Below are 13,083 nucleotides of genomic sequence, written 5' to 3' on the forward strand. Positions count from 1 at the left end.
CCGTCTTCGCTAATAGGAGGCGGACATGACCGACTGGACGCGTGAGATGGAGGAGGAAGCCATCGCCTGGCTGATCCGCCAGCGCGATCCCTCGTTCGATGACTGGGAAACGTTCGAGGCATGGCTTGCCGCGGACGCCGCGCATGCGCGTGCTTATGCCGAAACCGCTGCCGCCGACCGTGGCCTGGATGCGCTGCTGACCGGGGTGAACTGGCCGGCCGAGGCCGAGCCGGATCTCGACGAGCCGATCGTTCCGTCGCGTCGCCGCTGGCTGGGGGGCGCAATGGCGGCCTCGGTAGCACTTGCGGTCGCTGCCGGGTCCTGGCTCGCCTGGCCGTCGCGCGATCTCTATTCGGTGCAGACCGCGGCGGGCGAACGCCGCACGGTAGTTCTCGCGGGCATCAAGCTGGAGCTCAATGGCGAGACCAGGATCCAACTCGACCGCAAGGATCAGCGGTTCGCACGGATGGAACGCGGGCAGGCGCTGTTCACGGTCAAGCACGATCCTACTCGGCCGTTCCGGCTGGAAACCACCGACGCGACATTGGTCGATGCCGGCACCACGTTCGAAGTGACCACCGGTGGCGGCGCGCTCGATCTCGCGGTGAGCGAAGGCATGGTCGTGGTCGATCCCGGCAAGGCCGGTATCGACGTGCCCGCCGGCCAGCGCTTCACGCTCGCCAAGGGACAGCGCACCGGTCGTCTGAGCGCGGTGAAGCCAGCCGATGTCGGGGCGTGGCGCGGCGGCCAACTCTTCTATGACGGCGCGCCGCTGTCGCGCGTTGCCGCCGATCTGCAGCGCAATCTCGGCGTGCCGGTCAGCGTCAGCGACGCCGCCGCTGCGCGGCCGTTCCGTGGTGTCGTGCGGCTCGACGGTGGTGTCGAGCCGACCATGGCGCGGCTTGGTATCCTTCTCGGCGCGAATGTGCGCCGTTCAGGCAAAGGGTGGGTGATCGCCGGACCATGAGGGGCTTCGCCGGCCCCGCGGCATTGGCGGGGCTCTGTCTGATCGCATCGCCGGCCGAGGCGAAGGACCAGGCGATCGACATTCCCGCCGGGACGCTCGGCCAAGCGATCGCGGTACTCGGCGCGCAGGCGCGCGTCAGCATCGTCGTGGCGGTGAGCGATCCCGGCTTGCTCCGCCGCCCCGTGCCCGCCGTACGCGGCACGATGGGCGCCGGCCGCGCGCTGCAGTTGTTGCTGAAGGGGACGTCGGCGCGGGCGATATCCCCCGCGCCTGGCGTTTGGCGGATCGTTCCGGCGCCGCCGCCCAGGGTAAAGCCGGTCGCTCGCGCCATTGCCGCCAGGCGGCCGGTGTTGCCGACACCCGCACCGCAACCGCAAGCAGCAGACGATATCGTCGTGACCGCAAGCAAACGCGACACACGGCTGCAGAGCTTTCCCGGTGCGGTAACGGTGATCGGCGGCCTCGATCTGGGCCGCAATCCCGACAACGGCACCGACGCCATTGTCTCTCGCGTCGCCACCGTGTCGTCGACCTATCTCGGCGCCGGGCGCAACAAGCTGTTTATCCGCGGCATCGCCGATTCGAGTTTCACCGGGCCGACCCAGGCGACCGTCGGCCAATATTTCGGCGATGTGCGCCTGACATATAATGCGCCCGATCCCGACCTCAGGCTCTACGATGTCGGTTCGGTCGAAATATTGGAGGGGCCGCAGGGCACGCTGTACGGCGCCGGATCGCTTGGCGGCATCATCCGCGTCATCCGCAACACGCCCGATCTGACGACGATAGGCGGGTCGCTGACCGGTGGCGTGTCAGCGACCTGGCACGGCGCCCCGGGAGCAGATCTCGCCGGCGTGCTCAACATGCCGATCGCCGAAGATGCGCTGGGCATTCGCGTGCTGGGCTATGGCATTACCGAGGGGGGCTATATCGACAACCCGCTGCTCGGGAAAAAGGACATCAACCGCTCCAACATCTTCGGCGGCCGCGCCACCTTGCGGGGCAAGGTCGGCGGTTGGACGTTCGATCTGGGCGGTACGTTTCAGAAGACGCGCAATCTCGACAGCCAATATGCCGATCGCGACGCGCCGCCGCTTACCCGCAACAGCCGTCTGCCGCAGGGCAGCGACGCGACTTATGGATTGGGGGAACTGGTGGCGAGCCGGCGCTTCGACAGCGGCCTGCTGTTCGTCTCGTCGCTCGGCATCGCGCGGCAGCGGCTGGAAGAGCTCTATGACGCTACCGAGCCCAACGGTCCCGAGCGTCTGTTCAAGCAGAACAACCATACCGACCTGTTCTCGTTCGAGAACCGCCTGTCGCGGCCGGTGACCGATGGCCTGGGCTGGGTCTTCGGGATGAGCGTCGTGCGCAACACGACCAAGCTCAGCCGCGCGATGGGTGATCCCGACATGCCGCTGCCGGCGACCGGGGTGGTCAATCGCATCACCGAGGCGACCGGCTATGGCGAACTTTCGGTTGAGTTGCTGCCCAAGCTCACGCTGACCGGCGGCGGCCGTTACAGCCATGTCTGGCTGACGGGCGAGGGCGCCGACGTCGTACCGCTGATCGCGCGGATCAATGCGGACGTGACCGCCGAACGCGAGGAAAGCGCATTCCTGCCGTCCTTTGCGCTGTCGGCGACGCCGCTCGATCGGCTGACGCTCTACGCCCGCTATCAGGAAAGTTTCCGGCCCGGCGGCTTGGCGATCGAGGGCGATTTCGTCCGGCGGTTCCGCAACGATCGCGCCGCGACGTTCGAATTCGGACTGCGGCGCGGCGTTCCCGGCGCCGATCCGATCGCAGTCTCGCTCAGCGTGTCGCGGACCTTGTGGCACAACATCCAGGCGGATTTCATCGATGGTCGCGGATTGCCGAGCACGGCCAATATCGGCGACGGTCGGATCTGGACGGTATCGGCGTCGGCCGATTGGCGCCCGGCGCCCGGGTTGAGCCTGGAGGCCGGCATTTCGCTGAACGACAGCAAAGTGGTCAATCCCAGCGCGTTCTTCCTCAGCTTCGTGGTCCCCGGCCCGAACAGCGAGCCGACCACGTCGCACATCGTCAACGCGGTCGCCGCCGACGCGGTGACCTATGGTCGTGTCCCCAACATCGCCAATGTCGTCGCGCGGGGGGCAATCAAATACGAATTCGCTGTCTCCGATACGGCGCAGATCTCGCTCGCGGCGTCAGCGCGATATACCGGCCATTCGCGATTGGGCGTGGGTCCGATCCTGGGCGCGGAACAGGGCGATTATCTCGACACGCGAGCGTCCGCGCGGCTGTCGTTCGATCGATTCGCGCTGACCGCCAGCGTGACCAACCTGGCCGATGAAGTGGGCAACCGCTTCGCGCTGGGCACGCCGTTCGCGATACTCAGCGAACAGCAGATCACGCCGCTGCGTCCGCGCACAGTGCGGATCGGCTTCGACGCCGCTTTCTAGAAAATTTGCCCTAATCCCCAAGGTTGCGCCGCGTCTGCGTCGTCATCGCCTTTGAACGGATGCCATCCTCCCCAACCGGCATCCGAAAAAGGGACTGCAGATGCGCGTATTGCTTGCTTCGACTTGCCTGACCCCCGTCATCCTGTTCGCTGCCACCCCCGCCGCGGCACAAAGCACGATCTCCACGGCGATCACCACGCCGGTGAAAACATCGACCGCCAATAACGGCGCGCCGTCCGACGTTAGCATCACCTCGGCCGGGTCGGTGACCGTCACCAGTGGCACGGCGGTGACGATCGACAGCAATAACAGCGTCAGCAACGCCGGCACGATCCAGATCACCAATTCGGACAACGCGACCGGCATCGGCGCCGCAGCCGGCGTTACCAGTTCGATCAATAATACCGGCAAGATCATCGTCGACGAGACCTATACGCCGACCGATACCGACAATGACGGCGACCTCGACGGCCCGTTCGCCTCGGGCACCGGGCGCGCCGGCATCCGCACCGTCGGCACCTTCACCGGCGCGGTCACCAATGCCAAGGGCTCGACGATCACTGTCGAGGGCAACAATTCCTACGGCATCGTCCTCGGTGGCGCGCTTAACGGCAATTTGTCGACCGACGGCTCGATCACGGTCACCGGCAACAATTCGGCCGGCGTCAAGACCGGCGACATCAACGGCAATGCGCGCATCGCCGGCACGATCACCGCGCAAGGCGGCGGGTCGAGCGCGGTGCTGATCAACGGCAATGTCTCGGGCGCGCTGACCTTGCAGGGCGCGATTTCCAGCACGGGCTATCGCTACACGACAGTGCCGGCCGACCCCAGCAAACTCGACGCCGACGACCTACTCCAGGGGGGCCCTGCGGTCTCGATCACCGGCAATGTCGGCGGCGGCGTCATTCTCGCCGTCGCACCGACGACCAGCACCACCGATCCGGATACCGACAAGGACGGCATTCCGGATGCCGACGAGGGCTCGGCGGCGTTGACATCCTACGGCTCTGCGGCCGCGCTACAGATCGGCGCAGCCGGCAATTCGGTTACGTTGGGTCCCGTCGCCAACACCGCAGGCTATGGTCTCATTATCAATGGTACTGCGACCGGCAATGGCCTCTATGCCGGCGTCAACGCCAACGGTGTCGTGATCGGCGGGCAGGGTGGGGCGGTCACCGTCACCAACGGCATGCAAGTCACCGGCGGGATCGCTGCGACTGCCAATGCCGCAAATGCGACAGCGTTGCGTATCGGCGCCGGTGCGACGGTGCCAACCATCGTCAATTCGGGCAAGATCACCGCGAGCGGCGCGTCCACTACTGGCCAGTTGTCGCAGGCTATCGTGGTCGATGCTGGTGCCAACGTGACCTCGATCCGCAACACCGGCACGATCTCGGCAACGGCAGGGACTGCCGCTGGCGCGACCGCGATCGTCGACAAATCGGGCAGCGTGACCTTGGTCGAAAATGGCGGCGCGATCACCGCGAGCGGTGCCGACACGACATCGAACCGCAACATAGCGATCGACCTCAGCGCCAACACGACCGGCGCGACGGTCAAGCAAATCGTCGTCGCCAGCGGTACCGCGCCGTCGATCGCCGGGGACGTCCGCTTCGGCAGCGGCAACGACACGCTCGATCTGGGCGACGGTTCGCTGACCGGCAACGTCACGTTCGGTACGGGCAACAATCTGCTCACCATGTCGGGCGACGCCACGATGACCGGCAACGCCACGTTCGGAGCCGGCAACGACGCGATGACCCTGGCCGGTACGGCGGCCTATACCGGCGCCGTCGACTTTGGCGGCGGCGCGGACACGCTGACGATCGGCGGCACCTCGACCTTCGCGGGTACGCTCGCCAACGCGTCGGGCCTGGCGGTCACGGTCAATGGCGGCAAGTTCACCAACACCGGCACGACTCCGGTGGCGATCGGTTCGCTGAACGTGACTGGCGGCGGCACGCTGGGCGTGACGGTCAACACGACCACCAACACCGCCACGCAATATAACGTTGCGGGAACAGCGAACTTCGACGCCAATTCGAAGCTGGCGATCAAGCTGACCGGGCTCGTCACAGGGACCGGGCATTATACGATCCTGACCGCCGGCACGGTCACCGGCGCGAGCAATCTGACGACGTCGTCGGTTGCGTTGCCCTACATGTACAAGACCAGCATCGCGACCGGCGGTCCGGCCAACCAGATCGCGATCGACATTGCCGCCAAGACGGCGAGCGAGCTGGGCCTCAACCGCTCAGGGTCCGCTGCTTATAGCGCGATCTACGCGGCGCTGAGCCAGGATACCAAGGTCGCCAATTCGTTCCTCAACATTACAGACGGCACCACCTTCCAGACCGCGATCCGTCAGATGCTGCCCGATCATGCCGGCGGCACCTTCGCCGCGGTCAGCGCCGGATCGCGCGCGATCGGTCGGATGCTGACCGATGGCGGCGCGCCTTATGTCGACAAGGGGCATTGGGGCTATTGGCTCGAAGAAGTCGCCTATGGCGGGTCGAAGAGTTTCCTCAACACCGCGTCCTACGACATCAACGGCTGGGGCACGTCCGGCGGCGCCGAGTACAAGACCGAGCTCGGTAATTTCGGTCTGTCGCTCGCCTATCTGCATGGCAACGACAACGACAATGGCACCGACAATACGGTGTCGTCCGACCAGTATGAGGTCGCCGCTTATTGGCGCGGCGACTGGAGCGGCCTGCGACCGTTCGCCCGAGTCTCCGCGGCGCACGTCAATTTCGCCAGCGAGCGCAGCTTTGCCGGCGATGACGGCACCAGCACCGCGGTTGCGCTCAGCAACAGCGCGAAGTGGAACGGCAAGATGCTCTCCGCCACCGGTGGCGCGTCCTATGAAGGCGCGGTCGGGCATTTGACTTTCCGCCCGATCTTGTCGGTCGACTATTACCGCCTGAACGAGGGCGCCCATACCGAGACCGGCGGTGGCAAGGCGTTCGACCTGTCGATCGCCAAGCGCACCAGCGACGAATTCGCCGCTAATGCGACGATGGCGGTGGGTCTCACCTTCGGCTCGACCGAGGACGGCTGGTTCCACACCGAGGTCGAGGCGGGTCGCCGTCAGATTCTCGGCGGCGAGCTCGGGTCGACTACGGCGAGCTTCGCCGGAGGGCAGGCCTTCACGCTGATCCCCGATAAGCGCACCGATGGCTGGGTCGGCCGCTTCCGCGCCTCGGGCGGTTCGCCCGGCTTCCGCATCGGCGGCGAAGTGGGTGCCGAGGAGCAACAGAGCCGCGCCGCGATCTCGCTGCGCGCGACACTCCAGATCGGGCTTTGATAAAGAAAGAGTTGGCGCCGTCACGGCACTCGAGACGGTTCCGGCTCCGTCCCCGATAGGCTGAAACGGTAAATGCACTCAGGGCCGGTTCAGCCAGCTCGTCGAGAAAGGGCTAGGCGGTACTTCCGCCGCAATTTACGGCATGTGGATGCGCGAGGAATAAGGTCGCCCTCGCGCATCCGGCAAAAAACAAACCCCTCGCCAAATCATTCGCCATCATTGCATAGTCGCGACGCGCAATGTTGGTCTGTGCTGGGATCATATCCCGGAATACTTCCGATGAAGGTGCCGCCTCCGCCTCCCCCTCCGGTGCCAACGCCACCTCCGCCTCCGCCCGTCTGCTCGTAATAATATGCTACTGCGGTGGCGTAGCAATGGTCATAACTATAATAGCCTAAATCTGCCCATCTATCGTTGCTGCATTGCTCTGTTGCATAGGCATCAGAGGACATGTCATCGGCGATAGCCGGTACTGGCGTAAACGTCGCGAGGACGAAAGAAGCCATAACCATACTGGTAAGAATTTTCATCTCGAGACTCCCTTAGTAGATGTGAATCCGTCGTTTCCACTGGGTCGCGTTTAACCTTTTTTCTAGGGTGAATAATTGTTGTCCAGGTATTCGCGCCGATACCGAAGTCCCTCGCCCGCAATTTGGCTGATCCACCGAATAAGATAACATTCCAGCGGAGGGGCGAGCCAGAAGGCTGGCCGGCGCGGAGCGAAGGGCAGTCAATTATCAACTCCCATGACAGGCCGGTGATCGGACAAAGGCAAATCTTAGTGCTAAAAAACATGGTCTTCAGCCTTCACGCAAGCGCGATCGAATCCAAAATGGATAATATTTTCGTGGGATAGGCTATTTCGGCTGCGGTAGGAGGCGCTGTACTCGTAGCGCTAGGGTCGATTTCGGATTGCTTGAATCGCTTTGGGGATTCCCAAGGGCGGTTGTTTCTGATTCAACCTGCTGGCTGGGGCTGGAGGCCAGCAGGGATGGCGAGACCCTATTCGAACGATTTGCGTGAGCGTGTTGCTGCGGCGGTTTTAACGGGTCGCAGTTGTCGCGAGGTTGCGTCGCTATTTGGGGTGAGCGTTGCCAGTGTGGTAAAATGGCCGCAACGCCAGCGGGCGACGGGGACAGCGGCGTCGCGGCCGATGGGTGGTCACCGCAAGCGATTGCTCGAACCACACCGTTCGCTGGTCATCGGCCGGCTGAAAGCGGTGCCTGACATCACGCTCAAAGGTACTGGTCGCGGAGCTGGCCGAGCAAGGTATCGTGACCAGCCCGGTATCGGTGTGGCGGCTGGTGCGTTCGGAAGGGCTGCGCTTCAAAAAAAACACTGTTCGCCGTCGAACAGGAGCGACCGCTGATCGCAAGACGGCGCGCGCAGTGGAAGAAATATCAGGGCCGACTTGATCCTCGGCGCCTCGTCTTCATCGATTAGACCTGGGCGAAGACGAATATAACGCCGATCCGGGGTTGGGCACCACGCGGGCAGAAGCTGGTCGCCCGCGCACCGTTCGGCAAGTGGCGCACGCTGACTTTCCTCGCAGCTCTACGCCATGACCGGATCGACGCGCCGTGCGTACTCGATGGCCCCATCAACGGCGAAAGCTTCACGGCCTGGGTCGAGCAGTTCCTCGTGCCGACACTGTCGTCGGGCGATGTCGTCATCATGGACAATCTGGGGAGCCACAAGGGCGCGGCCGTCAGGAAAGCGATCCGAGCAGCTGGCGCAAAGCTCCCGTTCCTGCCGCCCTACTCGCCAGATCTGAACCCGATCGAGCAGTTCTTCGCCAAGCTCAAGCTACTCCTCCGAAAAGCCGCTGAACGATCGCTCGATGCCACCTAGCGCCGGATCGGATCCTTCTCGATGCCTTCCCACCACACGAGTGCGCCAACTATCTCAGAAACTCAGGATACGCTTCAGCCTAAGTGAGAACAACTCTAGGCCCCGACTGGGGGGACTCCCAGAGTCCTGAAGCCTATGCCGACGGTCAGGGCAAGTTTGCGGCCAGTTCATCCAGGAACGGTTGGGCGGTTCCATCCGATGGTGCGCGCCAATCTCCACGTGGGGACAGTGCGCCGCCTGCGGATACCTTCGGCCCATTGGGGATCGCCGAGCGCTTGAACTGGCTGATCGTGAAGAAGCGGAACAGGAATTTTTCCAGCCAACCGCGGATAGTCGCCAGATCGTAAGCGTGTCGCGCGGCGGCGGGGAAATCGCGCGGCCAGCGGCCCGCGCTCGTGTCTTCCCACGCCTTCAGCGCCAGGAACGCGGCTTTGGACGGCACCATGCCGTGACGCGCGATATAATGGAGGAAAAAGTCGTTGAGCTCGTACGGGCCGATCTTGCTCTCGGTCGATTGGATCGCGCCGTCGGCGCCGGCGGGGACCAATTCGGGCGAGATCTCCTGCGCCAGGATCGCGTCGAGCACGCGGTCGGTCTCGGCATCATATTGGTCGGTGCGGATGCACCAGCGGATCAGGAACTGGATCAGCGTCTTGGGCACGCCGGCATTGACCGCATAATGGCTCATCTGGTCGCCGACGCCATAAGTGCACCAGCCGAGCGCGAGCTCGGATAGGTCGCCGGTGCCGACGACCAGGCCGTCATGCTGGTTGGCCAGGCGGAACAGATAATCGGTCCGCAAGCCCGCCTGGACGTTCTCGAAGGTCACGTCATAGACCGGTTCGCCGCTGGCGAACGAATGCCGCATATCCTCGAGCATCTGACTCGCGGCGGGCCGGATGTCGATCTCGTCGCCCGCCACGCCCAGCGCGCGCATCAGTGCCCAGGCGTTCGACTTGGTCCCCTCGCTGGTCGCGAAGCCGGGCATCGTATAGCCCAGGATATGGTCGCGCGAGCGGCCCAGCCGGTCCATCGCCTTGGCCGCGACGATCAGCGCATGGGTCGAATCGAGCCCGCCCGACACACCGATCACCAGCCGCTTGGCGCGCGCCGCCTCGATGCGGCGGATCAGCCCGGAGACCTGGATGTTGAACGCCTCGTAGCAATCGGCGTCGAGCTTTTCGGGTGCGTTGGGGACGAACGGAAAGCGCCGCACGTCGCGCTTGAAACCGACATCGGCGAAATCGGGTTTCGCCTCGAAGCCGATGAATCGGAAGTCCGCGTCGTCGATCCCGGCGAAGCGCGCGGCGTCGGCGAACGTGCTGTTGCGCATCCGTTCGTGCCGGACCCGTCCGCAATCGACATCGGCGACCAACAAGCCCGATCTAGCCGGAAAACGCTCGGACTCGGCGATCAATTCGCCCAGTTCGTGCACCATTCCCTGGCCGTCCCAGGCGAGATCGGTCGTGCTTTCGCCCGGACCCGCGGCGGAGAAGACGTAAGCGCATACCGCCCGGTCGGACTGCGATCCCGACAGAAGCATCCGTTGCCGCTCTTTGCCGATCAGGACGTTCGACGCCGACAAGTTGCAGCAGACCAGCGCGCCGGCCAGCGCGGCCCAGGTCGAAGGCGGGACAGGCGCCCAGTAATCCTCGCAAATTTCGGCATGGAAAATGAAGTGCGGCAGATCGCTGGCGGCGAAGATCAGGTCGGTGCCGAACGGCACGCCGGCTTGCCCGGCAATGTCGATCTCCGCCCGGACCACGCCGTCGCCACTCGCAAACCAGCGTTTCTCGTAATATTCGCGATAATTGGGCAGGAAGGTCTTGGGCACGATGCCCAGGATCCGGCCGCGATGGATCGCCACCGCGCAATTGTAGAGCCGGCCATTGCGCGGGATCGCCGCACCGACCAGCAGCACCGGCCGCAGCTTGGCGGTCGCCGCCGCGACTTCGGCCAGGGCCTCTTCGGTTGCGCGCTGGATCGTCTGCTGCAGATGCAAATCGTCGATCGCATAGGAGGTGAGATTGAGTTCGGGATAGACGAGCAGGTCGCACGCTTCCTTGTGTCCGCGCTTGGCCAGCGCGATCGTCTCGCGGACGTTGGCCGCGATGTCGCCGACGCTGGCCACGGGGGTGCAGGCGGCCACGCGCAGGAATTCGTGCGTGTGGTGCGAGAAGAAACGATGGGTCTTCGCCATGCCCGCCGCTTAGGCCTCACACCGTCCTATCGCAAGGTCGTGAGGTAGGCCGCGCTCATTCGGTTTTCTCGATTTTGACCAGCAGCGCATCGACTTGCACCTGCGAGCCCACCGCCGCGTTCAACTCCGCCACCACGCCGTCGAATGGTGCGGTCAGGCCGTGTTCCATTTTCATTGCCTCGAGCGTCAGCAGCTTCTGGCCTTTGGTCACCGTCTCGCCGGCGGCCACGTCGACCGCGATCACCCGGCCCGGCATCGGTGCCAGGATCGCGCCATCGCCGGCGGCGCCCGCGGTCCCGCCCGCCGCACGCCAGGTGGTCAATTGCCAGACCTGGCCACCCTCGGCGATCAACAGACTGTCGACCGCCTCGGATCCCGGCTCCGCCACATCATGCTCGATCGCGACCGTGGCGCCGTCGAGCAGGAACGTGTCGGTCCGCCGCGAAGGCGCGTTAAGGCGGAGCCCGGCCATCGGCACTTCGCCAATCAGTGCGGCAGCGGCGTCGGCCAGCGCCTCGTCGGACGGAAATTCGGGGGGCATCAGCGCATCGCCTTCACGCGCAATCAGCCCGGTGTCGACATTGCCCTCGGCGAATGCCTCATGCTCCAACGCCTCGACCAGGAACCCCGCGTTCGACCGCACCGGCCAAACGATCGCATCGGACAGCGCGTCGGCGAGCAATTCGCGCGCTTCCTCGCGATCCTCGCCCCAGGCGATGACCTTGGCGATCATCGGATCGTAGAAAGGCGAGATGTCGGCGCCTTGCGCGACCCCGGTATCGACGCGCGCATCGTCGCCCAGGTCGAACGCCTCGAGCCGCCCGATCGAGGGCAGGAACCCCTTGGCGGGGTCCTCGGCATAAAGCCGCGCTTCCATTGCCCAGCCGTTGATCTCGAGCTCGTCCTGCGTCCGCGGCAGCTTCTCGCCCGAGGCGACGCGCAACTGCCACTCGACCAGATCCTGGCCGGTAATCTCCTCGGTCACCGGATGCTCGACCTGGAGCCGGGTGTTCATTTCCATGAACCAGATGCGGTCGGCGCGCAGGGCTTCGCTGGCATCGGCGATGAACTCGATCGTGCCGGCGCCGACATAATCGACCGCTTTTGCCGCACGCACCGCCGCTGCACAGATCGCAGCACGCGTCTCCTCGTCCATGCCGGGGGCCGGCGCTTCCTCGATCACTTTCTGGTGGCGGCGCTGGAGCGAGCAATCGCGCTCGAACAGGTGGACGACATTGCCGTGGCTGTCGCCGAACACCTGCACCTCGATATGGCGGGGGGAGAGGATGTATTTTTCGATCAGCACGCGATCGTCGCCGAACGACGAGGCGGCTTCGCGCTGGCACGAGAGCAAGGCGCCGGCGAACTCCTCCGACGCATCGACCCGCCGCATCCCTTTGCCACCGCCGCCGGCGACGGCCTTGATCAGCACCGGATAGCCGATTTTGTCGGCCTCGGCCTTCAGATGATCGGGACGCTGATCCTCGCCGAGATAGCCCGGGGTTACCGGCACGCCCGCGGCGATCATCCGTTCCTTCGCTGCGTCCTTCAGCCCCATCGCGCGGATGCTGTCGGGATTGGGTCCGACCCAGATCAGTCCGGCGTCCTTCACCGCTTGCGCGAAATCAGCGTTCTCGCTGAGGAAGCCATAACCGGGGTGGATCGCCTCCGCGCCGGTCTGCTGTGCAGCGGCGATGATCTTGTCGCCGACCAGATAGCTTTCTCGGGCCGGCGAAGGGCCGATGTGCACTGCTTCATCCGCCTGGCGAACGTGGAGGGCGTTGGCGTCGGCATCGGAATAGACCGCGACGGTGCGGATTCCCATCGCCCGCGCCGTGCGGATGATGCGGCATGCAATCTCGCCGCGATTGGCGATGAGAAGCGAGGTGATCACGCGGCGGGGCATCCGGTGGTGCGGCTTGACCAAGTGATGTTCTGCACTAGCCATTTGCCGTTTTCGCGGACGAGGTCGAAATGGTCGATGCCGCAATGGTGGACCTTGCCATCGATCAGGAAGGTATAGGGCGCCCAGACCATTGCGATGTCGCCATCGATCTCGATCGCGGGGTCGCTGATCCTTTCCTCATAGCGTTCGGGACCGGGCTTAATCGCAGCGACGAACTCGGCAGCTGTCATGTGGCGGACGTTGCGCGTGCCGTCGGGCTTCTCGCCCGCCGAGGTCGCGGTACCGTCGGGACGCATCGAGGCGAGAATGATCGCGGAATCGCGCCGCGCGAGGCCGTCGAACATCGCATTGATCGGCGCCATCACCTGGCCTTCCTCGCTGACGGGTGGGGGGAGGGGGTTGGCAGGC

Annotated in this window: 7 protein-coding genes and 1 pseudogene; 4 read left to right on the plus strand and 4 right to left on the minus strand. The window is 64.7% G+C overall.

What is annotated here, in order from left to right:
- Positions 1 to 25: 25 nt before the first annotated feature.
- The 3 genes from SAS01S_RS14330 (at position 26) to SAS01S_RS14340 (ending at position 6,718) form a co-directional block, all read left to right on the plus strand.
- Entirely contained in the window at positions 26 to 967 is a 942-nt protein-coding gene (locus SAS01S_RS14330; RefSeq protein WP_066809567.1) for a FecR family protein, read from the plus strand.
- Complete coding sequence (locus SAS01S_RS14335; RefSeq protein ID WP_066809570.1) at positions 964 to 3,408, plus strand: TonB-dependent receptor; 2,445 nt, start codon at positions 964 to 966, stop codon at positions 3,406 to 3,408. The genes SAS01S_RS14330 and SAS01S_RS14335 overlap by 4 nt, the downstream gene beginning before the upstream one ends.
- Before the next feature lie 100 nt (positions 3,409 to 3,508).
- Positions 3,509 to 6,718 carry an autotransporter outer membrane beta-barrel domain-containing protein gene (locus tag SAS01S_RS14340; RefSeq protein WP_066809575.1) on the plus strand — a complete coding sequence of 1,070 codons (3,210 nt, stop codon included), beginning with the start codon at positions 3,509 to 3,511 and terminating at the stop codon, positions 6,716 to 6,718.
- Between the two features lie 206 nt (positions 6,719 to 6,924).
- Here the strand turns inward: SAS01S_RS14340 and SAS01S_RS22585 are convergent, their stop codons facing one another.
- Positions 6,925 to 7,248 carry a hypothetical protein gene (locus tag SAS01S_RS22585; RefSeq protein WP_157082826.1) on the minus strand — a complete coding sequence of 108 codons (324 nt, stop codon included), beginning with the start codon at positions 7,246 to 7,248 and terminating at the stop codon, positions 6,925 to 6,927.
- A 461-nt stretch (positions 7,249 to 7,709) separates the two neighbouring features.
- On the opposite strand from SAS01S_RS22585, the pseudogene SAS01S_RS22230 reads away from it, so the two are divergent.
- Positions 7,710 to 8,652 (plus strand): annotated as a pseudogene (locus tag SAS01S_RS22230) (IS630 family transposase).
- A gap of 62 nt (positions 8,653 to 8,714) precedes the next feature.
- Here SAS01S_RS22230 and SAS01S_RS14350 read toward each other — a convergent pair.
- From SAS01S_RS14350 to SAS01S_RS14360, 3 genes are all read right to left on the minus strand, one after another.
- Entirely contained in the window at positions 8,715 to 10,769 is a 2,055-nt protein-coding gene (locus SAS01S_RS14350; protein ID WP_066809577.1) for an NAD(+) synthase, read from the minus strand.
- 55 nt (positions 10,770 to 10,824) lie between these two features.
- The gene (locus tag SAS01S_RS14355; RefSeq protein WP_066809590.1) at positions 10,825 to 12,663 is read right to left on the minus strand and encodes an acetyl/propionyl/methylcrotonyl-CoA carboxylase subunit alpha; all 1,839 of its coding nucleotides are present in this window, start codon (positions 12,661 to 12,663) and stop codon (positions 10,825 to 10,827) included.
- Positions 12,660 to 13,083 (minus strand): nuclear transport factor 2 family protein (locus SAS01S_RS14360; RefSeq protein ID WP_084239026.1); only part of this gene is annotated, 424 nt, incomplete at its 5' end. The genes SAS01S_RS14360 and SAS01S_RS14355, both read right to left, overlap by 4 nt.

It is taken from the genome of Sphingomonas asaccharolytica NBRC 15499, assembly GCF_001598355.1.
GTDB lineage: Bacteria > Pseudomonadota > Alphaproteobacteria > Sphingomonadales > Sphingomonadaceae > Sphingomonas > Sphingomonas asaccharolytica.